This is a genomic window from Bradyrhizobium sp. LMTR 3, from assembly GCF_001693485.1.
Taxonomy (GTDB): domain Bacteria; phylum Pseudomonadota; class Alphaproteobacteria; order Rhizobiales; family Xanthobacteraceae; genus Bradyrhizobium.
Map to the genome: position 1 here is coordinate 494,906 of NZ_MAXC01000043.1, position 22,339 is coordinate 517,244.

Genomic DNA, 22,339 nt, shown 5'->3' on the forward strand with positions numbered 1-22,339 from the left:
GATGAAATTGGCTGGAACGAGATTCTGGCGGAGAGAGTGGGATTCGAACCCACGGTACGGTTTCCCGCACACACGCTTTCCAAGCGTGCGCCTTAAGCCACTCGGCCATCTCTCCGGAGGCCCTCTCTTGAAGGGGCAGCACTGATTTTGCAAGGGAGGCTGGGCGCGGTGGATAAAATTTCCCCAATTCATTGAATTTATTCGGCAATTTGGCGCGTTCGGCGTCGGATGATCCGTGCTTTCCGGACCATTGAACCGGAATCCGGCCACGATCGACGACCACAGTGGCAACGCAATCGGTGGAGGACGGCATGATCATCGCGCGGGCGCTTCTGTTCGCTACCCTTTTATCGGCGTTTGCGGGCACAGCAGTGAGCCCGGCGCTGGCGCAGGCCTGCACCAAGCAGGGCGTGGACGTGACCTGCGATGACGGCCGGCGCGGCATCTTTGCGGGCGACGCCATCGTGTGGGCCGACGGCTCGCGATCGAGGCTGGCCTCGCCGCATCCGAGCGTCATCATCGGCAACAAATCGTCCGTCGTCATCGGCCCCGGCGTGTTCGCGGGCAACGGCAAGGGCGGCTATGTGCCGATGGAGAATCCGAGCGCGCCGACCAAGGCGCGCTGCCCCGTGCTGGATGGCGTGTCGTATTGTTATTGAGGGGCCGCTAGCGGCCCGATCCTCGAGACGGCGCTCACCTCTCCCGCTTGCGGGGGTCGAGACGAGCGAAGCTCGCTCTTAGGTCGGCGCGAAGCGCCGGGTGGGGGCTTTCTCCACACGGGCAGTATCGCCTGTGGAGACACCCCCACCCCAGCCCTCCCCCGCACGCGGGAGAGGGAGCGCACCTTTTCCTGGTCGCAATCAAACCTGACATCATCACACGCTTTAATGATACCGCGCGGTGTTGCTGTTGCTGGCGGAGCGCAGCGGCCATCGGGCCGGCTCGACGATCACGGGCGCGAGCGCGTCCTTGTCGAGCTGGCATTCGCGCAAGGCATCGGTGAAGTCGGCGAACCATTGCTGGATGGTATGGCCGCGCAGCTTCGCCATCATCGCCTCCCAGCGCATCCGCCGTTCGGTTAGCGGCATCGACAGCGCGATCGCAATGGTGCGCGCCATGCCGTCGATGTCGTGCGGATTGACCAAGAGCGCAGTGTCGAGTTCGTTGGCGGCGCCGGCGAATTTCGACAGCACGAGCACGCCGGGGTCGACCGGGTTCTGCGCGGCGACATATTCCTTGGCGACGAGATTCATGCCGTCCTGCAGCGGCGTGACCACGCCGACCTGCGCGGTGCGATAGAGGCCGGCGAGCACGGCCTGGCCGTAACCCTTGTTGAGATAACGGATCGGCGTCCAGTCGACTTCGCCGTGAACGCCATTGACGTCGCTGACCAACCTTGCGACCTCGCTTTGCAGATTGCCGTAGGCCTCGATCGCACCGCGCGACGGCGTTGCGATCTGCAGCAACGACACCGTGCGCGCCAGCGACGGATGCAAGGTCCACATCCGGTCGAACGCCTTGATGCGGTTGATCAGGCCCTTGGAATAATCCAGCCGGTCGACCCCGATCGCGAGCTTCTCGCCATTCAGGCTGCGCCGCAGCCGCGAGACATCCGGATGGGTCGACGCCTTCGTTGCCAACTGCGCGAATAGCTGGGGATCGATGCCGATCGGAAATACCGCAGCGCGCGTTCGGCCGTAGCGCGAAATGATGACGCCGTCATGCACGACGAGGCCGAGGTCGGACTGCGCGTAAGCCAGGAAGTTCTCGCAGTCTTCCTCGGTCTGGAAGCCGATCAAATCATAGGCCAGCATCGCCTCGACCAGCTCGCGATGGTGCGGAACGCCTGATATCACCGAGCGGGCCGGCCACGGCGTATGGAGGAAGAAACCGATCGGCTCGGTGACGCGGAGATCGCGCAGTTCGGCGCCGAGCGCGAGGAAATGATAGTCCTGAATCCAGAACGCCGAATCCGCTTTTCGGAATCGCAACAGCGCACGCGCCATGAAGGCGTTCACTTCGCGATAGCTGAGATAGTCCTCCTGCGAGGCGCGGATCAGATCGGCGCGCGAATGCAGTGCCGGCCATAGTGCGGAATTCGCAAAACCTTCGTAATAGCCGCCGTAATGCGCGGCCGGCAGGTCCAGCATCGCCAGTGCGCCGGCGCCAAGCGCTTCGATCTCGGCAAATGGTTCCTTCAGGTTCCCGTCACGAACCCGGCCGCTGGAACCGACCCAGATAGCGCCAGACTTCTCGACAATCGGCAACAACGCCGCCGCGAGTCCCCCCGTCATGGGTTCGTTGGGTTTTCCGCGCGAAACGCGGTTAGAAACGACGACGAGGTTCACAGGTCCCCTCCCGTTGATACGCCCGCATTAACAGCCATTCATCAATATGGTTCCTGATCACCCTTTCAACGAATTGAAACCAAATTCGGGCTGCGGCATGCAGGAACTCACCGGAACTCACGAAAAATAAAATTTACCGCGAACCTCGGCATCAAGCGCGAGAATCTGTGTTCGAATCTCGTCGAGACGAAAGACATTATGGCAGCGGTGCGTCCCTTTCGTCATCAAGCAGGTGTGTAAGGAATTCCCTGACGTCGCTGGGCGCATCGAAGTGCCCGGCCACGCCTTTGGCACGGCGGCCGACGGAGAAGGCGAGGCCATCGAGGTCGGGCATGATCGCAAAGACGCTCTCGTCGGTAACGTCGTCGCCGATGAAGAACGGACGGCGCCCCTTGAACGGCTCGCGCGTCATCAATTCGCGCACCCCGCTCGCCTTGGTGAAGCCTGAGTGCTTGATCTCGCAGACACATTTGCCGGGCAACACTTCGATCGGCGCATTGGGCAGATCGGCCCTGATCAGCGACACCGCTGCATAAATCGCCTTCTCGGCATGCGGCGCGAGGCGATAGTGCAGCGCCAGCGAGTAGCCCTTGTCCTCCAGCAATATTCCCGGACTGAGCTTTGCGATCGCCGCCAGCCGTCGCTTCAACTCCTTGTCCATCGGCGGGGCGTGGGCGGCCACCGCCTCGCTATCCGGCTCGATCCGCATTTCGGCGCCGTGGCCGCCGACGGCCGGGAATTGATCGGGCGCGAAAATCAGGTCGATATCGTTGAGCGAGCGGCCGCTGACCAGCGCCAACGCGCCGTTGGTCCTTTGGAGCAGACGATTCAACGTCTTTGACAAGCCCGGCGGCACCCAGACTTCGCGCGGCGTCGGCATCAGATCGAGCAGCGTGCCGTCGATGTCGAGCAGAACGGCAGTTTCGCTCAAGTGCGGCACCAGCGAGCGCGGCACCGGAACGGTCTCTTCCACGACCTCTTCTTCACCGGCGATATCATCTTCCAATGGCATTTCCGCCAGATCCTCATTCATCATCTCATCCTACTCCACACATGCTAGCGGCCGTGCGACAGATTCGAGCGATTTGCGCTCGGCCGCAATGGCATACCGCCACGCGACAGCGGCGGCCACGATCATCAATGCCGCCCCTAAGAGGTAGCCGGCGAAAACGGTGTTGCGCGATCCGGTATCGATCAGGGCGCCGAATAGCGCCGGTCCTACCACGCCGCCAATGCCCGTTCCGATCGCATAGAACAGCGCAATCGCGAGTGCGCGTACCTCCAGCGGAAACGTCTCGCTGACGGTGAGATAGGCCGCGCTCGCCGCCGGCGAAGCAAAGAAGAAGATCACCATCCAGGCGATGGTCTGGGTCTGCGCGCTCAAGACATCGATCGAGAACAGATAGCCCGACAGCGCGAGTAGCAGACCGGAGACACCATAGGTGGTCGCGATCATCGCGCGGCGACCTAGCGTATCGAAGAGACGGCCGAGCAACAAGGGCCCGAGGAAATTGCCCGCCGCAAAAGGCAGGATGTACCAGCCGACGTCATTTGACGGAATGCCGAAGAAATCGGTCAGCACCAGCGCGAAGGTGAAGAAGATGGCGTTGTAGAAGAATGCCTGCGAGGCCATCAGCACCAATCCAACCATCGAACGCTGCCGGTAGGTCGTGAACAGCGTATGCGCCACCTCACCAAGCGGCGTGTGGCTGCGCATCCGTAAGCGGATCTTCGGGAATACCTGATCGGCCGGATGATCCGGGTGTCTCATCGACGATCTCTCGATACCGTCGACAATCGCGTGCGCCTCCTCGGGACGGCCATGGATCATCAGCCAGCGCGGGCTTTCCGGAATCCACATCCGCATCACGAAGACAATCAGGCCGAGGGCGGCGCCGATGAAATAGGCCATCCGCCAGCCGAGATCCGGCGCCAGCACGTTGGGATCGAGCAGCACGATGGCGGCGACCGCGCCGATCGCAGCCCCAATCCAGAAGCTGCCGTTGATCACGAGATCGGTCCAGCCGCGGTAGCGCGCCGGCACCAACTCCTGAATCGTCGAATTGATCGCGGTATATTCGCCGCCGATGCCCGCCCCGGTCAGGAAACGAAACAGCGCGTAACTCGCGATGTTCCACGACAGCGCAGTGGCGGCGGTCGCGCTGAGATAGACCGCGAGCGTGATGAAGAACAGTTTCTTGCGCCCGATCCGGTCCGTCAGCCAGCCGAAACCGAGAGCGCCGAGCACGGCGCCGGCAAGATAGGCGCTGTTGGCGAGGCCAACATCGAAATTCGAGAATTGCAGCGTCGGGCTCTCCTTCAGCGCGCCCGACAAGGCGCCCGCCAGCGTGACTTCCAGCCCGTCGAGAATCCAGGTGATGCCGAGTGCGGCCACGACGCGGGTATGAAAGCCGCCCCAACGCAGGCAATCGAGCCGCGTGGGTATGCTGGTCTCGATGACGCGAGCATTGTCCTGCTCCAGCGACGTAACGGACGCGCTTTCAGCCACTGCCGCCCCCTGCCGTATCGCTTTCACATCCATCGGATTTAGCCAATGAAAAAACACCCCGGAACGCCCCAGCCCCAGGGTTTTCACGCTCAATTGCGGCAAACATGATGCCCGCCGTGAAGATAACGCCCTTCAGAGGATGCGGTTCCGGAGACTTTCGCATGGCGAAATTGCATAGCTGTTGCCGTGCTCTGCGTATCGTGCGGGGTATTGGATACGCAGCGTGCCCTCCACGTCATTGCGAGCCATCGGGCGCGCATTCGCGCGACCCGTTGGTTCGCAATGACGTTGAAGTACCGCAGCTCACCACGACTGTCATACCCCGCGACGCATGAAGGGAACCGAACAATCGGGCGGCCGTTTTCGGCAAAACAGCAATGGAGTCGAACATGGCTGAACGGCGAAAAGCCACACCACGGAAGACCGCAGCCCGGAAGAGCAGCCGCACGACAACGGCGAAGAAACCATCGCCGAAACGGTGGTCGCAACGCGTAACACGGGAAAGCGACGCGCTCGATCTGAAGCGCGGCGTCTTCAAGCAGACCAGCGCGAAGAAGATCGCCGCATCGCTCAAGCGCTCCGCCGAGCACAGTACGCGCCGCAAGTCAGGCGCCTATCGGTCGGCGCTCTCGATGCTGACCTTCTACATCAACCGCGCCGGCAAGACGTTGCCGAAAACACAGCGCGCGCGACTGGAGCGCGCGAAGGTGGAGCTGAAGCATCAGTTCGGAAGGGAGTGACCTGTCGTCCCTGCGAACGCAGGGACCTATACGCCGCGGCCACTTGCAAGAGGCACGCGGTTGGTTGCTCGGCAACAATGGTCTGCGGTGGTTATGGGCCCCTGCGTTCGCAGGGGCGACAATCACGCTGCCCTGATATTCGCCATGAAGCGATCGAGTTCTTCGCGAAGCCGCGTGCTTTCGCTGGATAGCGTGCGGGCCGAATTCAGCACTTCCTCGGACGCCGATCCGGTTTCGGTCGCGCCGCGGTTGACGTGCATGACGTTGGCGGCGGCCTCCTGCGTGCCTTCCGCGACGTTCTGGACGCTGCGCGCAATTTCCTGCGTTGCCGCGCTCTGCTGCTCGACGGCGCTGGCGATCGTCGCGGCGATGTCGGAGATCCTGCCGATGGTGCCGCCGATCTCCTTGATCGCGGCAACCGATTCCTGCGTAGCGCCCTGCATGCCCGAAATGTGACTGGAAATCTCGTCGGTCGCCTTCGCGGTCTGGCTGGCGAGCGATTTGACTTCGGATGCAACCACGGCAAAGCCGCGGCCGGCATCGCCGGCGCGGGCGGCCTCGATGGTGGCGTTCAGCGCCAAAAGGTTGGTCTGCTCGGCAATCGCCGTGATCAGCTTAACCACGTCGCCGATTTCCTGCGCGGCACGCGACAGCTTGCCGATCCGCCCGTCGGTCTGTTCGGCCTGACGCACGGCGGCCTCTGCAATCTGGCTGGATTCCTTGACGCGCCGCCCGATCTCGTCGACGGAAGCTGACAGCTCCTCGGTCGCGGACGCCACCGACTGCATGTTGGTGGAGGCTTCTTCCGAGGCGCCGGCGACCTGGCTCGAGAGGCTCTGGGTGGTTTCCGCCGTCCGCGTCAGCTTGCCGGCAGCGGATTCGAGTTGCACGGCCGAGGACGACACGTTGGAAACGATGGCGCCGACTGCAGCTTCGAATTCGTCGGCGAAGCGAATGAGTTCGGCGCGCCGCGCGGCACTCGCCGCCTTGTTCTGCGCTTCCTGGGTGGCGGCATCGCGCTCGGCGCGGGCGATCGCCTGCACCTTGAACTCCTCGACCGCGCTTGCCATCTCGCCCAGTTCGTCCTTGCGGCCGAGGCCGGGCAGCACGACTTCGAAATTGCCGGCGGCAAGTTCGCGCATCGCGTTGCACATCGCGATCATCGGCCGGGATATGCCCTTGCCGAGGAAGAAGGCCCAGACACAACCGAGCAGAAAGCCGCCGGCGGCAAGGATCAGGATCAGCCGCTCGGTCTCGCCGATGGTCGCGTCCGACTCGGCTTCGAGCCGTTTCTGATCGGCCAGGAGGTCAGACTTCATGGCGCCCGAGCCCTTGTTGATAGCGGCGGCCGATTCCGTCATCTCCAGCGTCAGCTCGTCGATCTCCTTGGAATTGTCGACCAGCTTGGCGAGCGACTTCTGGTATTCCTCCAGCATGCCGGAGATTTCCTTGATCCCCTCGCGGATCTTTTCGTTGTTCGACGAAATCGCCTTGAGCGCGTTCTCGACGAATTTCAGGCGCGCCATTGCGCTGGCAGCGACCGTCTTATCCGAATTGACCACGAACGTATTGGCAAGCGCAGTGACCGCCTGAAACTGTTCGGTCACCTTCTTCGCGCCGAGCGTGATCACCGGCATTTCGTCATCGTCGGCATTGCTCGGGAGATCGTCCAGCTTGTAGCGCAGCGAGTTGCCGGTGCGGGTGAGCTGGTTCTGCGTGATGCGCGCACTCTCGTCCTTCACCTTGACGATGTCGGCGAAAATCTTGGTGAAGGCGCGGAACTCCCGCTCCAGTTTCGCGACCTGCTCGAGCCGCGTCGGATTGGTGGTCCCCTTCATCGAGGCAATGATTGCGTCCTTCAGGGCGGCTTCGGCGGCCAGCGCCGCCTTGCCGTCCTCTTCCTTTCCGGTCGCCACGAAATAGCGGGCCAGTGACCGGTAGGAAATCAGTTCGCGGTCGATGTCGCGTGACAGATCGGCCTCCAGCACGCTGCGCCGGTAGGACTCCACGCCGGCCGAAACCCGCTCGAACCCGAGATAGGCAAACCCCATGCTGGCGGCCGAAATCGCCAGCACGACGGCAAAGCCGAGCATGATCTTGGCGCGGAACCGCAGGGTCGGGAGCTTGAAAGACGAGCCGCCACGCTTCAGAAATCGCACGTCACCCCCCGTTTTCGTTCTGAAGAACAGGCATCGGAGGCGCAGCCCCCGATCCGGTGCGCAAAGTTAAGGCAGAATGGATAAGGGCGGGTAAATCTGGGCAAACTTGCAAGGGTGCGGGGCTTATCCTCCCTGGAGGGGAAGAGTCGGCTCACATGAAGCGCAGCGAAATGTGAGACGGGGTGGGGTGATCTCTCAGCTCGGGCACCGTTGGACGTGGAGAGACCGTCACCCCATTTCATGAGCGTCGACCCTCCCCCTCCAGGGGCCCTCCAGGGGAGGATAAGAAAAAATTCGCGCCGAGAGTCATCGGCACGCGCACGCGCGCCAATGTCATCACAATGACCGTGCCGACCAAAATCCTAGTTGCAAGTTCCTTCGCCGCTGTTTCTAATTGGAATAATTATAAAACATCGGGAGGTACCACGCGTGTCTACAGTCAAGCTGACGGTAAACGGCAAGGCCGTCTCGGCCGAGGTCGAAGACCGGACCCTTCTCGTCCATCTCCTTCGCGACCATTTGAACCTGACAGGCACGCATGTCGGCTGCGACACCAGCCAGTGCGGCGCCTGCGTCGTCCATATCGACGGCCGGGCGGTGAAATCCTGCACCGTGCTGGCCGGCCAGGCGGCCGGCTCCAACGTGACCACCATCGAGGGCATCGCCAAGGGCAGCGAACTGCACCCGATGCAGGCTGCGTTCCGTGACAATCACGGCCTGCAGTGCGGGTACTGCACCCCGGGCATGATCATGTCGGCGATCGATATTGTGCACCGCCACAACGGCAATCTCGACGAGGCGACCGTCCGGCACGAGTTGGAAGGCAATATCTGCCGCTGCACCGGCTACCACAACATCGTCAAGGCGGTGCTCGACGCGGCCGGGCGCATGAAGGTCGCGCAGGCGGCAGAATAGCTGCCGCGGACCAGCATTTTTCGAATTCAACCCCGCGGTTCGAAAGAAGTCGCGGAAACAACAATTCCGGTCGGGAGGACACAATGGGCGTTGAAGGCATTGGCGCAAGCGTCGTGCGCAAGGAAGACCGCCGTTTCATCACGGGCAAGGGCCGCTACGTCGACGATATCAAGCTGGTGGGCATGACCCACGCACACTTCATCCGCAGCCCGCATGCACATGCCAAGATCAAGAGCATCGACACCTCGGCGGCGATGGAGATGCCGGGCGTGGTCGGCGTGCTGACCGGCCAGCAGGTCGTCGACGACAAGATCGGCAATCTGATCTGCGGCTGGGCGATTACCTCCAAGGACGGCACCGGCATGAAGATGGGTGCATGGCCGGCGATGGCGCCGGAGACCGTGCGCTTCGTCGGCCAGGCGGTCGCGGTGGTGATCGCCGAGACCAAGAACCAGGCCCGCGACGCGGCCGAGGCCGTGGTCGTCAACTACGAGGAATTGCCTGCCGTTCCGGACATTCGCGCAGCGATCAAGCCGGGCGCGCCGCAACTGCATCCCGAGGCGCCGGGCAACGTGATCTACGACTGGACCATCGGCGACGAGGGCGCAACCGACGCCGCGTTCAAATCGGCGGCCAATGTCGTCTCGCTCGACATCACCAACAACCGCCTGGTGCCGAACGCAATGGAGCCGCGCGCGGCGATCGCGGAGTATAACGAACCCGAAGAGCACTTTACGCTCTACACGACCTCGCAGAACCCGCATGTCGCCCGCCTCGTGCTGTCGGCGTTCTACAACATCGCGCAGGAGCACAAGCTGCGGGTGGTGGCGCCCGACGTCGGCGGCGGTTTCGGCTCAAAAATCTTCATCTACCCCGAAGAGATGGTGGCGCTGTGGGCCTCCAAGAAGGTCGGCCGTCCGGTCAAGTGGACCGGCGACCGCACAGAAGCCTTCCTGACCGACGCGCATGGCCGCGATCACCTCACCAAGGCCGAGATGGCGTTCGACAAGGACAACAAGGTCACCGGCTTGCGCGTCAAGACTTACGCCAATCTCGGCGGCTACATGTCGCTGTTCTCCTCCTCGGTGCCGACCTATCTCTATGCGACGCTGCTGTCGGGCCAGTACAACATTCCCAACATCTTCGCCGAGGTGATCAGCGTCTACACCAACACCGTGCCGGTCGACGCCTATCGCGGCGCGGGCCGGCCCGAGGCAAGTTTTGTGGTCGAGCGGCTGATGGAGACGGCGGCGCGGCAGTTGAAGGTCGATCCGGCCGAGTTGCGGAAGAAGAATTTCATCACGCAGTTTCCGCACCAGACGCCCGTGATCATGGCCTATGACATCGGCGACTTCCACGCCTCGCTCGATGCCGCGATGAAGGCGATCGACTATGCGGGCTTCGCGGGCCGCAAGGCGAAAGCGAAGTCCGAGGGCAAGCTGCGCGGCATCGGCGTCTCCTGCTACATCGAGGCCTGCGGCATTGCGCCTTCAAAGGCGGTCGGCAGTCTCGGCGCCGGCGTGGGCCTGTGGGAATCGGCGGAAGTGCGCGTCAATCCGGTCGGCACCATCGAGATCCTGACGGGATCGCACAGCCACGGCCAGGGCCACGAGACGACGTTCTGCCAGCTCATCGCCGAACGGCTCGGCGTGCCCATCAGCCAGGTCCAGATCGTCCATGGCGACACCGACAAGGTGCAGTTCGGCATGGGCACCTACGGCTCGCGCTCGGCGGCTGTCGGCCTCACCGCGATCCTGAAGGCGATGGAAAAGGTCGAGGCGAAAGCGAAGAAGATCGCAGCGCACCAGCTCGAGGCCTCCGAGAACGACATCGTCATCGAGAACGGCGAGTTCAAGGTCGCCGGCACCGACAAGTCGCTGGCGCTGCCGATGGTCGCGCTCGCGGCCTACACCGCGCACAACCTGCCTGATGGCATGGAGCCGGGCCTGAAAGAAGGCGCGTTCTACGACCCGACCAACTTCACCTTCCCGGCCGGCGCCTACATCTGCGAAATGGAAGTCGATGCCGGCACCGGAAAAAGCACCTTCGTCAACTTCGTGGCGGCGGATGATTTCGGCCGGCTGATCAATCCGATGATCGTCGAAGGCCAGGTCCATGGCGGCCTCGCCCAGGGCATCGGCCAGGCGCTGCTGGAGGGCGTGGTGTACGACTCGTCCGGCCAGCTCGTGACCGCGTCGTTCATGGATTACACCATGCCGCGCGCGGATGACCTGCCCTCGTTCAAGCTGTCGCACACGACGACGCTATGTCCGGGCAATCCGCTCGGCGTCAAGGGCTGCGGCGAGGCGGGCGCGATCGGCGCTTCGGCCGCCGTCATCAACGCCATCACCGATGCGATCGGCAACAACAAACTGGAAATGCCGGCGACGCCCGATCGCGTCTGGCATGCCATTCACGGCAACGCGTAAGAGGGGAGCACAGCCATGTACCAGACAACCTATCACCGCCCCTCTTCGGTCGACGAAGCGGCAAGCCTGTTCACCAAGGGTTCGGATGCGAAATATTTGGCAGGCGGCCACACGCTCATTCCTGTGATGAAGCAGCGGCTGGCCTCGCCGTCCGACGTCATCGATCTCGGCAAGATCAAGGAGCTGGTCGGCATCGAGCCAACCGGTGACGGAATAATGATCAAGGCGGCGACGACCCATCACGACGTGGCCTCGAGCGAAACGGTGCAAAAGGCAATCCCGGCGCTGGCCTATCTCGCCTCGCTGATCGGCGATCCGGCGGTGCGGCATCGCGGCACCATCGGCGGCTCGCTCGCCAATAACGATCCCGCGGCCGACTATCCGGCGGCGGTTCTGGCGCTTGGCGCCACCGTGAAGACCAACAAGCGTTCGATACCGGCGGATGATTTCTTCAAGGGCCTGTTCTCCACGGCGCTCGATGACGGCGAAATCATCACCGTCGTGTCGTTCCCGGTTCAGGCCAAAGCGGGCTACGCGAAGTTCAACCATCCGGCGTCGCGCTTCGCCCTGACCGGCGTGTTCGTCGCAAAAACCCCGGCGGGTGACGTCCGCGCCGCAGCCACCGGCGCATCGCAAAACGGCGTCATGCGGGTGCCGGCGATCGAGGCGGCGCTGAAGGCCAACTGGTCGGCCGCCGCGCTCGATAGCCTCAAGATTTCCGCCGACGGCCTGATGAACGACATCCACGGTACGTCGGACTATCGTGCCAATCTGATCAAGGTGATGGCGCAGCGCGCGGTGACCGCGGCGGGCTGATAACATCTAAACGCAACTTGTATTCGAGCGGCGCGCAGGGATGCGCGCCGCTTTCGTATTTTGGCTCGATTCTCGGCAAAAGAAGCTTGCCAGGGCCTCGCTTCGGCGGGACAATTTAGCTAACCAACTAATTAAGATGTTCCCGTGGGAGAGAAAACAACGTGCTCGATCAACCAGCCACCCAGTCCGCCACCCGCACCTCCGGCCCGCTCACAGGCTTCCGCATCGTCGAATTCGCCGGCATCGGCCCGGGCCCGTTCGCCTGCATGATGCTGGCCGACATGGGCGCGGAAGTCGTGACGCTCGATCGCGTCGGCGCGAAGAAGAATTTGAAGTCGGTGGCGGGGCGGGGCCGGAAAGTGGTCGAGCTCGACCTCAAGGACAAGGCCGCGGTCGCGCAGGTGCTCGATCTGCTTAGCTATGCCGACGCGCTGATCGAAGGCTTTCGCCCCGGCGTGATGGAGCGGCTGGGCCTCGGACCCGATGTAGTAATGGCCCGCAACCCGCGGCTGGTGTTCGGCCGGATGACCGGCTGGGGCCAGGAAGGCCCGCTGGCGCACGCGGCCGGCCATGACATCAATTACATCTCGGTCACCGGCGCGCTTGCGGCGATCGGCACCAAGGAAAAGCCGGTGCCGCCGCTCAACCTCGTCGGCGATTTCGGCGGCGGCGCGCTCTATCTCGTGGTCGGCGTGCTGGCGGCGCTATTGGAAGCGTCGAGGTCCGGCAAGGGCCAGGTGGTCGATGCGGCGATGTGCGACGGCGCGGCGTCGCTGATGTCGATGTTCTTCGACATGACCGCGATCGGCCGCTGGGTCGAAGGCCGCGAGCAGAATTTTCTCGACGGCGGCGCGCATTTCTACGGCGTCTATGAATGCTCCTGCGGCAACTTCATTTCGATCGGCTCGATCGAACCGCAGTTCTACGCGCTGCTGCGCCAGCATGCCGGCCTCACCGAGGCCGATTTCGACGCCCAGATGGACCGCAAGGCCTGGCCGGCGCTGAAGGAGAAGCTCACCAAGGTCTTCAAGAGCAAGACGCGCGAAGATTGGTGCAAGATCATGGAAGGCACCGACATCTGCTTCGCGCCGATCCTGACCATGGCGGAAGCGCCGAAGCATCCCCACATGGCGGCGCGAAAGATTTTCGTCGAGCGCCACGGCGTGACGCAACCAGCGCCCGCGCCACGCTTCTCGCGCACGCCGTCGGCGATCCGGGATGCGGAGAAGGCGGAGATTGCCGAATTGATGAGTGCGTGGAAGAGATAGCCGTCATTCCGGGGCGCTCGCAAAGCGAGCGAACCCGGAATCTAGAGGTTACGACGTCGAGATTCCGGGTTCGATGCTGCGCATCGCCCCGGAATGACAACGCTGGGTGCTACGCCGCGGTGTCCACCTTCAACACACCTCGCCGGATCTGATCCTCCTCGATCGATTCGAACAGCGCCTTGAAGTTGCCCTCACCAAAGCCGTCATCGCCCTTGCGCTGGATGAATTCGAAGAAGATCGGCCCGATCGCGTTCGCGGAAAAGATCTGCAAGAGCACCTTGGTGTGGCCACCGTCGACCACGCCCTCGCCGTCAATGAGAATGCCGTCACGCTGCAGTCGGGCGACATCCTCACCGTGCTGCGGCAGGCGCGCGTCGATCTTCTCGAAATAGGTATCCGGCGGCGACGGCATGAACGGCAATCCGGCCTCGCGCAGCGTCTCGACGGTGCGGTAGATGTCCCGCGCGCCGCAGGCGATGTGCTGGATGCCCTCGCCGCGATAGATGTTGAGATATTCCTCGATCTGTCCGGAGTCACCGGCATCCTCGTTGATCGGGATCCGGATCTTGCCGTCCGGGCTGGTCAGCGCACGCGAGAACAGGCCGGACGCGCGGCCCTCGATGTCGAAGAAGCGAATCTGGCGGAAGTTGAACAGCTTTTCGTAGAAGCCGGTCCAGACGTCCATGCGGCCGCGATGGACGTTGTGGGTGAGGTGATCGATGTAATAGAGCCCGGCGCCGGCGGGTCGAGGATCGCGCGCACCCAGCCATTCGAACTCCAGATCATAGGCCGATCCCTTGGCGCCATAACGATCGACGAAATAGAGCAGGCTGCCGCCGATGCCCTTGATGGCGGGAACGTCGAGCGTCTTCTGAGCGGACGAAACATCAGCCGGCTCCGCGCCGAGCGAGAGCGCGCGCTCGTAGGCCTGCCTGGCGTCGACCACGCGAAACGCCATCGACGGCGCGCAAGGCCCATGCGCGGCAACGAAGCCATGGCCATGGGTGCCCGGCTCCTCGTTGACGAGATAGTTGATGTCACCCTGGCGATAGACCGTGATCTTCTTGGTCTTGTGGCGGGCGACAGGCGCATAGCCCATCAGCTTGAACAGCGCGTGCAGCTCTTCCGGGCTCGGATGCGCATACTCGACGAACTCGAAACCGTCGGTGCCCATCGGATTGTCGGCGCTGATGGTGGCGGCCGGCGCATCGTGCGGAAACGGACCCATGGCTAAACTCCCGTAAATTGATCTAGATCAATATCGGGCGAAATGGGTGCAAAGTGCATGCAAACAGCCCCGCGTTAGGCTATAGTGACGCACACATCGTGCATAGAATGGCCGCTTTACGCATGATCTCGGTAGACGCCTTCGACCTCAAAATACTGGCCGCGCTGCAGGACGACGGCCGGCTGACCAACCAGCAACTCGCCGACCTCGTCGGCCTGTCCGCCTCGCAATGCTCGCGGCGGCGGATGCGGCTCGAGGAGGAAAAGGTGATCGCCGGCTACCACGCCGACCTCGCCGGCGAGGCGCTCGGCTTCAACCTCATCGCCTTCGTTCACATTACGCTGGCGACGCATTCGCCCGACAACGCCAAGAAATTCCGCGCACTGGTCAACCGCGTCGACGATATCCAGGAGGCCTATTCGCTCACGGGCGACGCCGACTACGTACTGAAAGTGGTGCTGCGCGACTTGAAGGACCTCTCCGATCTCGTCAACAACGTGCTGATGCCGCATCAGAGCGTCGCGCACGTCCGCTCGTCGGTCGTGCTGGACCGGCTGAAGGAGAGCTCGAGGCTGCCGTTGAAGTGAAGCGGTTGGATGAGGCACTGGGGCCGCATGGCCCAAATCGAGGGAAATTCGTCATTCGCGTTCCCGATCCCATTTGCGATGATCTGTAAGAATCACCCCACGAGACCGCCATGGCGCTGCAACTCCGACCGAACTGCGAATATTGCGACAAGGACCTGCCGCCGAATGCGATCGACGCGCGGATCTGTTCTTACGAATGCACGTTCTGCGCGGATTGCGTCGAGACCAACCTGCATAATGTCTGCCCGAACTGCGGCGGCGGCTTTGAGCGGCGGCCGATCCGGCCCGCGACCGAGCGACGGCCGGGCGTGTGCGTGACGAAACATCCGCCGTCGGACAAGCGGGTGCATTTGAAGTATCCGCTGGAAGATATCGCGGCGCATTGCGCGCGGCTGCGGGATATTCCGCCGCAGGAGCGGTGAACCATCCGCGTCATTGCGAAGTTGCGTAGGGTGGGCAAAGCGAAGCGTGCCCACCACTAGATCCGCATCGGGATAGGTGGTGGGCACGGCGCTACGCGCCTTTGCCCACCCTACGGCCTCACAATGACGGCTACCCCGCCGCCAAAATCGTCCCCTCGACCTCGCCAAAGCCGACGCGATAGCCGTTGCCCTGGCACCAGCCGCGCATCACGAGTGAGTCGCCATCTTCCAGGAACGAGCGCTTCACGCCCTCGGCCAGCTCGACCGGCTCGGTGCCGTTCCAGCTTATCTCCAACAGGCTGCCGCGCTGGTCCTTCGCCGGACCGGAGATGGTGCCGCTCCCCAAGAGATCGCCGACATTCATGGCACAGCCTGAAGACGCATGGTGCACGAGCTGCTGCACCGACGACCAGTACATGTATTTGAAATTGGTGCGGCTGATATTTTTCGGCGCGTTCATCGGCGCGGCGCGCAAGTCCACCTCCAGCGCCATGTCGTAATTGTTCGGCTGCGCCTGCTGCAAGTACGGCAGCGGCTTCGGATCCTGCACAGGGCCGTTGAGGCGGAACGGCTCCAGCGCCTCGCGCGTCACCACCCACGGGCTGATCGAAGTCGCGAACACCTTGGCCTGGAACGGGCCGAGCGGGACATATTCCCACTGCTGGATGTCGCGCGCGCTCCAGTCGTTGAGGATGACGAAACCGAAGATCATCTCTTCGGCCTGCTTCTCGGTGAGCATTTCGCCCATCACCGATGGCTGGCCGACCACCACGCCCATTTCGAGTTCGAAATCGAGCCGCTTGCAGGGGCCGAAACTCGGCATGTCGGCGGTCGGCGGCTTCAATTGGCCGCGCGGCCGGCGCACCGGCGTGCCGCTGACCACGACGGTCGAAGCGCGGCCGTTATAGCCGATCGGCATGTGCAGCCAGTTCGGCTGTAGCGCATTGTCCTTGCCGCGGAACATCACGCCGACATTGGTGGCGTGCTCCTTGGACGAATAGAAATCGGTGTAGCCGGAGACCGCGAACGGCATGTGCAGCTTCACGTCCGCCATCGGCACCAGCGCGCGCCTGCGCAAGGCTTCGTTGTCGCGCAGCTCCGGATAGTCGTGCCGCAAAAGCTCGCTGATCCGCGCCCGCGTGCTCGACCAGACCTTTGGCCCCAGCGCCATGAACGCATTGAGCTGCGGCGCGGCGAACACCGCCGGCTCGACCACATCAAACCGGCAGTCCTGGGCGAGCTGCCAGAGATCGAGCACGTAGTCACCGATCGCTACTCCAACCCGCGGGGCGAGCCCGTTCTTGGCGGAGAACACGCCGTAAGGGAGATTCTGGATCGGGAAATGGGAATTGGGCGCGACGGGGATGAAGGAGCGGAGTTTGGGATCGTTGGGGTGGGGCATGGGTTTCCCGATGGGCTTGGATATCGCGAAGGCGCTTTTTTCACCCTCCCCTGGAGGGGGAGGGTCGGCTCATATTGAGCGCAGCGAAATATGAGGCGGGGTGGGGTGATCTCTCCACTCGGGCACTGTTGGACGTGGAGAGACCGTCACCCCGCCCCGCCGCGCGTTTCACGCGCGTCGACCCTCCCCCTCCAGGGGAGGGTGAGATCACGGCTTGTTCGGATCGAACCGCTTCTCTAGTCCCTTCCAGCAATCGGCGTAGTCGTCCTGCAGCGTCGCCGACGTCCCCGCGTGCTGGGTCACCCGCTGCGGAAAGCGCGTTTCGAACATGAAGGCCATGGTGCCGGTCAGCTTTACCGGCTTCAGCTCGCCATTGCTGGCGTGATCGAAGGCTTCGCGGTCGGGACCGTGCGGCAGCATCATGTTGTGCAGCGAGATTCCGCCCGGAACAAAACCCTGCGGCTTGGCATCGTAGACGCCGTAGATCAGCCCCATGAACTCACTCATGATGTTCATATGATACCAGGGCGGGCGGAAGGTATTTTCGGCGACCGCCCAGCGCTCCGGGAAGATCACGAAGTCGATATTCGCGGTGCCTGCGGTCTCCGACGGCGAGGTCAGCACCGTGAAGATCGAGGGGTCGGGATGGTCGAAGCCGATGGCGCCGACTGGCGAGAAGGTGCGCAGATCGTATTTGTAGGGCGCGTAATTGCCGTGCCACGCCACCACGTCGATCGGCGAATGCGGCAGCGTCGTCTTGAACAGCGAGCCGCCCCATTTCACGTAGAGCTCGGTCAGCGTGTCCTTGTCCTCATAGCTGGCGACCGGCGTGAGGAAGTCGCGCGAATTGGCGAGGCAGTTGGCGCCGATCGGCCCGCGCTCCGGCAGCGTGAAGGCGCCGCCGTAGTTCTCGCAGAGATAGCCGCGCGCAGGTCCATTCGGAATCTCCACCCGGAATTTCACGCCGCGCGGGATCACCGCAATCTCGCCCGGCTCGATATCGATACGGCCGAACTCGGTGACGAGGCGCAAATTGCCCTGCTGCGCCACGAACATCATCTCGCCATCGGCATTGTAGAAATGCTGATCGACCATTGACTTGGTGATGAGATAGACGTGCGCGGCCATGCCGGCCTGCGTATTGGCGTCGCCCGCCGTCGTCATGGTCTGCACGCCCTGCAGGAAAGTCTTGTCTTCCTTTGGGATCGGGGCCGGATCCCAGCGCAGTTGCGCGATCGGCAAGTCATATTCGTGACACGGCGCGGTGCGCCACAGTCCGGCATCAACTTTCGCAAAGCGGCCCGAATGCTTCACCGACGGGCGGATGCGATAGAGCCAGGAGCGCTCATTGCTGCCGCGCGGCGCGGTGAAGGGCGAGCCGGAGAGCTGTTCGGCGTAGAGCCCGTAAGCGCAGCGCTGCGGCGAATTGCGCCCCATCGGCAGCGCACCGGGCAGCGCCTCGGTCTCAAAGCTGTTGCCGAAACCGGACATATAGCCCGGCGTCAGTTGTGCGCTGCTGCGAACGATCTGATCAGGCGAGGTATTGATATTCATGGTCTATCCTCCTCCTTGCAGGGCGGCCCACATTTCCTGGTCGCGCTTGTCGGTCCAGATCACGGGATCATCTATTCCCGAAGCCTCGTCGAACGCGCGCGAGACGTTGAACGGCAGGCAGTGCTCGTAAATGGCGAAGCTGGAAAATTTTGGATCCATCACCTCGCGCGTCGCGGCAAAGGTCTCTTTCAGCGTTCGGCCCCTGGCCACCGAGCTTTCCGCGGCGCCATAGAGCGTCGTGACGAAGTCGCGCGTCATCGCGATCGCGTCGCGCCCGGTTGAAAGTCCCTTCAGCGCGTCGCCACGGCCCGGCGCGATCGCCTTCGGATTGAAGGCGCGAATTTCATTCAGCGTCATCGGCCATTCACGCAAATGCGCATCGCCGCAATAGCAGGCCGAGTGATATTCGATGAGGTCGCCGGAGAACATCACCTCGGCATCCGGCACCCAGGCCACGATATCGCCCGACGTATGCCCGGCGCCGAGCTGCATCAAGCGCACCTCGCGTTTTCCCAAGTAAATCGACATCTCGCCTTCAAAGGTCAGCGTCGGCCAGGTCAGCCCGGGAATGCTCTGCGCATCCTGAAACAGGCGGGGAAAACGGCCGTATTCGGAATCCCAATCCTGCTGGCCGCGCTCCTCGATCAGCCGGTAGGTTTCGGCCGACGCCACGATGCCCTGCGCCTTGTAGGCGGAGGCGCCGAGCACGCGGACGGCGTGATAATGCGACAGCACGACATACTTGATCGGCTTGTCGGTGACGGTGCGTACCCGCTCGATCACCTTGTTGGCCATCGCCGGCGTCGCCTGGGCATCGAACACCAGGCAGCCGTCGTCGCCAACGATGATCGCGGAATTCGGGTCTCCCTCGGCGGTGAACGCGTAAAGATCGGTGCCGATTTCGGAAAAGGTGATCTTCTTCTCCGCCAGATCGGTGGTGGACGCAAAACCTTTAGCCATCAATTCGATTCCTGACTTCGTTTGAGACGCGAATTACTATTGCTGTTGCTGCTGCTGTTGCTGCTGGCTCGCATCGAGCATCCGCCGAGCGGCGAGCGCAATCGCCTCCTTCAGCACATCGAGGTCGCCGATGTGATTGGCGAGGATGAGAACCAGTGCCGCATCGAGATCGGCGCTTTGCTCGTCGTTCAGTCCACGATGCGCCTCGACGATGGCGCGGAACGCGTCATCAGGCTTGGCAAAGTTCGAACTGGTCGATAGCGCCATGACGAAACCTCAGTTGTGACCGGCGGCACGCGCGAGCGCGGCGTCGAGTGTCGCCCGGGTCGGATGCCGAAAGCGCGCCGCGACGTAGCCATCGGGACGCAACAGATAGGTCGTGCCGGGCTCGGCGTCGTAGCGACTGGCGGCAAGACCAGCAGAATCGGCAAGGCCACCCAGGCCGCCGACCTGGATAGTGCCCAATCCTTCCGGCAGCTCCGGCGCAGCACCATTGCTAAACTCCAGCAGCGTGAACCCGGTTCCCGCCCCGATGAAAGCATCGGTGAGATACATCGGTTCGCCGCTCCGGCCTGCAACGGGCGCATCCGGCATCGACGCGCCGGGACGCGGGCCGCCGCGCCAGGAATCGCTATCGGCGGTCGAAAGCGGCGTTTCGTAGATCGAGGGCGTCGAGAGACGCCCCGCATTCACCATGCGCTTGCCGAACTCGGTTTCCCTGGCGAGCGATAGCACCGCCTTGCGCAGCCGCGCCTCCTGGTGGGAGTTGGGCGCCATGAAATCGGTCGAGCGGGTGGATTCGCGGATGTTCTCGTCGGCCGCGGCGCTGCGCTCGATGTGGTAGCTCTCGAGCAGCGCCTCGGGTGAGATGCCCTTCAGCACGCGATCGAGCTTCCACGCCAGGTTCTCGGCATCCTCGAGCCCGGAATTGGCGCCGCGCGCGCCGAACGGCGAGACCTGATGCGCGGCGTCGCCGGCAAAGATCACTCGGCCATGGATGAACTTGTTCATCCGCCGGCACTGGAATTTGTAGAGCGAGATCCATTCAAAATCGAACTTGTCGTGGCCGAGCATGCGCGCGATGCGAGGCCGCACGTTCTCCGGCAGCTTTTCTACCGCTGGATCAGCGAAGCGATTGAGCTGCAGGTCGATCCGCCAGATATCATCGGGCTGCTTGTGCAGGAGCGCGGAGCGCCCGGCGTGGAACGGCGGATCGAACCAGAACCAGCGCTCGGTCGGAAATGCCGCGGTCATCTTGACGTCGGCGATCAGGAACTGGTCTTCGAACACCTGACCCGCAAACTCCGCTCCCACCATTTGCCGTAGCGAGGATCGGGCGCCGTCGCAGCCGACGACATATTGCGCCGCCAGCCGATAGGGGCCGTCCGGCGTCTGGATCGTCAGCACCACATGGTCGTTGTGCGGCTCGAGCCCGGTCACCTTGTTGCGCCAGCGCAGATCGATCTCGGGGAGTTCCTCGACACGATCGACCAGATAGGCCTCGGCGTAGAATTGCTGCAGGTTGATAAAGGCGGGCCGCTTGTGGCCCTCCTCGGGCAGCAGGTTGAACTGATAGAGCTGGGAGTCGCCGTGAAAGATTTTGCCGACGCTCCACACCACGCCCTTGTCGACCATGCGCTGGCCGATGCCGAGCCGGTCCCAGAATTCCAGCGAGCGTTTGGAGAAGCAGATCGCCCGCGAGCCCTCGCCGATCCGGTCAGCGTCGTCGAGCAGCACGACCGCTTGCCCGCGCTGCGCCAGATCGATCGCCAGCGACAACCCTACCGGACCTGCGCCGACCACGACGATCGCGTGCTCGGCCACGTTCGCACCCGCACGATCCTGGTCGGAGTGGCGACGATAGCCGAATTGGGTCTTAGTCAGCGCCATGCGGGTCAACCACGTGACTAGAGATCTTGTGTCGACGCGTTTTCTTCACGCGAACCGGTATCCACCCCCGGATCACGTCCGAGGGCATGCTTCGCTCGAAAACGCTATAGCTAGCGACCTGCAACCCTGCTAAATTAGTCGCACCTGCAACTATCTTAAACCCCCGGCCGGGGCCGGCGTCAACTCAAATCGAGGCGATTCTTGCCAAAAGCGATGTCAGGCGAAATGGCGGCCGGTCCGCGGGAAGAGAGCGCGCCGAAAAGGGCCGCACGACTGGACCTGTTCAAGTTCGTGCCGTTCCGGCTCAACCGGCTGGCGGCGGAAGTCAGCTCCGCACTCTCGGCCGAGTATGCGGAGCGCTATGGGCTCGATATTCCGGAATGGCGCGTGCTGGCGACGCTCGGCTTCCGCCACGATGCCTGCAGCGCGCAATACATCGCCCACTGCACCCGCACCCACAAATCCACCATCAGCCGCGCGGTCACCTCGCTGATGAAGCGGCAGATGATCGAGCGCGTCGAGAACGAGGACGACCGCCGCGAATTCCGCCTGCGTCTGACGCACAAGGGCGAAGCACTCTACGAAGAATTGATCCCGCGGCTGCTGCGCAGGGAACAGGAGATTCTCTCCTGCCTGTCCGCGCAGGAGCGCAAGGATTTCGCGCGGCTGCTCGGGAAGGTCGAGGCGAGCCTCGACCTGGTGCAGACCAGCGAAGAGGCTGACGCGAAGGAGGCTTACTGACCCGCTTGAGCGCTGTGCCGAGGCTCACTTCACGGCCGTCACCACGATCTCCACGATATGCGGCGGCTCGAGATCGACGCCGATGCAGGCCCGCATTGGCGGATTTTTGATATCGACCCATTCATCCCAGGCACGGTTCATCTCGCCCTTCCGCTTGATGTCGGCGATGTAGACGATGGCCGAGAGAATCTTGCTCTTGTCCGTCCCGCACAATGCGAGGCTTTCGTCGATCCGGGCGAGCGCCTTTACGCTCTGCTCATACATCGAGGGACTGACGGGATCAGGCGCGACAGCCACCGTGAACACCAGATCGCCGTGCGCAACGGCGCGGCTGCGGGTTGGTGTAAGCCCGGCAAAGCGTTGGATCATGG

20 protein-coding genes and 1 tRNA gene are annotated in these 22,339 nt (G+C 63.0%); 9 read left to right on the top strand and 12 right to left on the bottom strand.

The window, feature by feature from the left end:
• Positions 1-25: 25 nt before the first annotated feature.
• Positions 26-115 (bottom strand) — tRNA-Ser (locus LMTR3_RS25835).
• Positions 116-311: 196 nt separating this feature from the next.
• Between LMTR3_RS25835 and LMTR3_RS25840 the strand changes: the two genes are divergently transcribed.
• The gene (locus LMTR3_RS25840; RefSeq protein ID WP_065747881.1) at positions 312-659 is read left to right on the top strand and encodes a hypothetical protein; all 348 of its coding nucleotides are present in this window, start codon (positions 312-314) and stop codon (positions 657-659) included.
• Between the two features lie 225 nt (positions 660-884).
• On the opposite strand, the gene LMTR3_RS25845 is transcribed toward LMTR3_RS25840, so the two are convergent.
• The 3 genes from LMTR3_RS25845 to LMTR3_RS25855 form a co-directional block, all read right to left on the bottom strand.
• Entirely contained in the window at positions 885-2,348 is a 1,464-nt protein-coding gene (locus LMTR3_RS25845; RefSeq protein ID WP_065747774.1) for a trehalose-6-phosphate synthase, read from the bottom strand.
• A 196-nt stretch (positions 2,349-2,544) separates the two neighbouring features.
• Positions 2,545-3,381: a trehalose-phosphatase gene (otsB, locus tag LMTR3_RS25850; RefSeq protein WP_065747882.1), complete on the bottom strand. Its 837-nt coding sequence runs from the start codon at positions 3,379-3,381 to the stop codon at positions 2,545-2,547.
• Between the two features lie 9 nt (positions 3,382-3,390).
• Positions 3,391-4,890: an MFS transporter gene (locus tag LMTR3_RS25855; RefSeq protein WP_065747775.1), complete on the bottom strand. Its 1,500-nt coding sequence runs from the start codon at positions 4,888-4,890 to the stop codon at positions 3,391-3,393.
• 356 nt (positions 4,891-5,246) lie between these two features.
• Between LMTR3_RS25855 and LMTR3_RS25860 the strand changes: the two genes are divergently transcribed.
• The gene (locus tag LMTR3_RS25860; protein ID WP_084029812.1) at positions 5,247-5,597 is read left to right on the top strand and encodes a DUF3175 domain-containing protein; all 351 of its coding nucleotides are present in this window, start codon (positions 5,247-5,249) and stop codon (positions 5,595-5,597) included.
• Positions 5,598-5,719: 122 nt separating this feature from the next.
• Here LMTR3_RS25860 and LMTR3_RS25865 read toward each other — a convergent pair whose 3' ends face one another.
• Positions 5,720-7,690 (bottom strand): methyl-accepting chemotaxis protein, encoded by a 1,971-nt coding sequence (locus LMTR3_RS25865; RefSeq protein WP_084029813.1) that lies wholly within the window; start codon positions 7,688-7,690, stop codon positions 5,720-5,722.
• A 495-nt stretch (positions 7,691-8,185) separates the two neighbouring features.
• Between LMTR3_RS25865 and LMTR3_RS25870 the strand changes: the two genes are divergently transcribed.
• From LMTR3_RS25870 to LMTR3_RS25885, 4 genes are all read left to right on the top strand, one after another.
• Positions 8,186-8,671 carry a (2Fe-2S)-binding protein gene (locus LMTR3_RS25870; RefSeq protein ID WP_065747778.1) on the top strand — a complete coding sequence of 162 codons (486 nt, stop codon included), beginning with the start codon at positions 8,186-8,188 and terminating at the stop codon, positions 8,669-8,671.
• Between the two features lie 83 nt (positions 8,672-8,754).
• Positions 8,755-11,100 (top strand): xanthine dehydrogenase family protein molybdopterin-binding subunit, encoded by a 2,346-nt coding sequence (locus tag LMTR3_RS25875; protein WP_065747779.1) that lies wholly within the window; start codon positions 8,755-8,757, stop codon positions 11,098-11,100.
• Positions 11,101-11,115: 15 nt separating this feature from the next.
• The gene (locus LMTR3_RS25880; protein ID WP_065747780.1) at positions 11,116-11,916 is read left to right on the top strand and encodes an FAD binding domain-containing protein; all 801 of its coding nucleotides are present in this window, start codon (positions 11,116-11,118) and stop codon (positions 11,914-11,916) included.
• A gap of 161 nt (positions 11,917-12,077) precedes the next feature.
• Positions 12,078-13,184, top strand: coding sequence for a CaiB/BaiF CoA transferase family protein (locus tag LMTR3_RS25885; protein ID WP_065747781.1), 1,107 nt, complete (start codon positions 12,078-12,080; stop codon positions 13,182-13,184).
• A gap of 109 nt (positions 13,185-13,293) precedes the next feature.
• Here LMTR3_RS25885 and hppD read toward each other — a convergent pair whose 3' ends face one another.
• Positions 13,294-14,412, bottom strand: a complete 1,119-nt coding sequence (hppD, locus tag LMTR3_RS25890; RefSeq protein WP_065747782.1) for a 4-hydroxyphenylpyruvate dioxygenase — start codon at positions 14,410-14,412, stop codon at positions 13,294-13,296.
• Positions 14,413-14,534: 122 nt separating this feature from the next.
• Between hppD and LMTR3_RS25895 the strand changes: the two genes are divergently transcribed.
• Together LMTR3_RS25895 and LMTR3_RS25900 are read left to right on the top strand one after the other, a co-directional pair.
• Positions 14,535-14,999: an Lrp/AsnC family transcriptional regulator gene (locus tag LMTR3_RS25895; RefSeq protein WP_065747783.1), complete on the top strand. Its 465-nt coding sequence runs from the start codon at positions 14,535-14,537 to the stop codon at positions 14,997-14,999.
• Positions 15,000-15,109: 110 nt separating this feature from the next.
• Positions 15,110-15,421 carry a DUF1272 domain-containing protein gene (locus LMTR3_RS25900; protein WP_065747784.1) on the top strand — a complete coding sequence of 104 codons (312 nt, stop codon included), beginning with the start codon at positions 15,110-15,112 and terminating at the stop codon, positions 15,419-15,421.
• A 130-nt stretch (positions 15,422-15,551) separates the two neighbouring features.
• On the opposite strand, the gene fahA is transcribed toward LMTR3_RS25900, so the two are convergent.
• The 5 genes from fahA to LMTR3_RS25925 all read right to left on the bottom strand — a co-directional run bounded on the left by fahA (position 15,552) and on the right by LMTR3_RS25925 (position 21,227).
• Positions 15,552-16,823 carry a fumarylacetoacetase gene (fahA, locus tag LMTR3_RS25905; protein ID WP_065747785.1) on the bottom strand — a complete coding sequence of 424 codons (1,272 nt, stop codon included), beginning with the start codon at positions 16,821-16,823 and terminating at the stop codon, positions 15,552-15,554.
• 207 nt (positions 16,824-17,030) lie between these two features.
• Positions 17,031-18,377 carry a homogentisate 1,2-dioxygenase gene (hmgA, locus tag LMTR3_RS25910; protein ID WP_065747786.1) on the bottom strand — a complete coding sequence of 449 codons (1,347 nt, stop codon included), beginning with the start codon at positions 18,375-18,377 and terminating at the stop codon, positions 17,031-17,033.
• Between the two features lie 3 nt (positions 18,378-18,380).
• Positions 18,381-19,337, bottom strand: coding sequence for an MBL fold metallo-hydrolase (locus LMTR3_RS25915; RefSeq protein WP_065747787.1), 957 nt, complete (start codon positions 19,335-19,337; stop codon positions 18,381-18,383).
• 36 nt (positions 19,338-19,373) lie between these two features.
• Complete coding sequence (locus LMTR3_RS25920; protein ID WP_065747788.1) at positions 19,374-19,604, bottom strand: DUF2783 domain-containing protein; 231 nt, start codon at positions 19,602-19,604, stop codon at positions 19,374-19,376.
• 9 nt (positions 19,605-19,613) lie between these two features.
• Positions 19,614-21,227 (bottom strand): FAD-dependent oxidoreductase, encoded by a 1,614-nt coding sequence (locus tag LMTR3_RS25925; RefSeq protein WP_065747789.1) that lies wholly within the window; start codon positions 21,225-21,227, stop codon positions 19,614-19,616.
• 213 nt (positions 21,228-21,440) lie between these two features.
• Here LMTR3_RS25925 and LMTR3_RS25930 point away from each other — a divergent pair, with 213 nt between their 5' ends.
• Positions 21,441-21,968, top strand: a complete 528-nt coding sequence (locus tag LMTR3_RS25930; RefSeq protein WP_065747790.1) for a MarR family winged helix-turn-helix transcriptional regulator — start codon at positions 21,441-21,443, stop codon at positions 21,966-21,968.
• 24 nt (positions 21,969-21,992) lie between these two features.
• On the opposite strand, the gene LMTR3_RS25935 is transcribed toward LMTR3_RS25930, so the two are convergent.
• The gene (locus LMTR3_RS25935) at positions 21,993-22,337 is read right to left on the bottom strand and encodes a RidA family protein (RefSeq protein ID WP_065747791.1); all 345 of its coding nucleotides are present in this window, start codon (positions 22,335-22,337) and stop codon (positions 21,993-21,995) included.
• Positions 22,338-22,339 lie beyond the last annotated feature (2 nt).

Coding starts and splice junctions, on each gene's coding strand:
- hmgA (WP_065747786.1), bottom strand. CDS start 18,377: ATGAATATCAATACCTCGCCTGATCAGATCGTTCGCAGCAGCGCACAA.
- LMTR3_RS25875 (WP_065747779.1), top strand. CDS start 8,755: ATGGGCGTTGAAGGCATTGGCGCAAGCGTCGTGCGCAAGGAAGACCGC.
- LMTR3_RS25895 (WP_065747783.1), top strand. CDS start 14,535: ATGATCTCGGTAGACGCCTTCGACCTCAAAATACTGGCCGCGCTGCAG.
- hppD (WP_065747782.1), bottom strand. CDS start 14,412: ATGGGTCCGTTTCCGCACGATGCGCCGGCCGCCACCATCAGCGCCGAC.
- fahA (WP_065747785.1), bottom strand. CDS start 16,823: ATGCCCCACCCCAACGATCCCAAACTCCGCTCCTTCATCCCCGTCGCG.
- LMTR3_RS25860 (WP_084029812.1), top strand. CDS start 5,247: ATGGCTGAACGGCGAAAAGCCACACCACGGAAGACCGCAGCCCGGAAG.
- LMTR3_RS25840 (WP_065747881.1), top strand. CDS start 312: ATGATCATCGCGCGGGCGCTTCTGTTCGCTACCCTTTTATCGGCGTTT.
- otsB (WP_065747882.1), bottom strand. CDS start 3,381: ATGAATGAGGATCTGGCGGAAATGCCATTGGAAGATGATATCGCCGGT.
- LMTR3_RS25865 (WP_084029813.1), bottom strand. CDS start 7,690: ATGCTCGGCTTTGCCGTCGTGCTGGCGATTTCGGCCGCCAGCATGGGG.
- LMTR3_RS25925 (WP_065747789.1), bottom strand. CDS start 21,227: ATGGCGCTGACTAAGACCCAATTCGGCTATCGTCGCCACTCCGACCAG.
- LMTR3_RS25935 (WP_065747791.1), bottom strand. CDS start 22,337: ATGATCCAACGCTTTGCCGGGCTTACACCAACCCGCAGCCGCGCCGTT.
- LMTR3_RS25855 (WP_065747775.1), bottom strand. CDS start 4,890: ATGGATGTGAAAGCGATACGGCAGGGGGCGGCAGTGGCTGAAAGCGCG.
- LMTR3_RS25920 (WP_065747788.1), bottom strand. CDS start 19,604: ATGGCGCTATCGACCAGTTCGAACTTTGCCAAGCCTGATGACGCGTTC.
- LMTR3_RS25880 (WP_065747780.1), top strand. CDS start 11,116: ATGTACCAGACAACCTATCACCGCCCCTCTTCGGTCGACGAAGCGGCA.
- LMTR3_RS25930 (WP_065747790.1), top strand. CDS start 21,441: ATGTCAGGCGAAATGGCGGCCGGTCCGCGGGAAGAGAGCGCGCCGAAA.
- LMTR3_RS25915 (WP_065747787.1), bottom strand. CDS start 19,337: ATGGCTAAAGGTTTTGCGTCCACCACCGATCTGGCGGAGAAGAAGATC.
- LMTR3_RS25900 (WP_065747784.1), top strand. CDS start 15,110: ATGGCGCTGCAACTCCGACCGAACTGCGAATATTGCGACAAGGACCTG.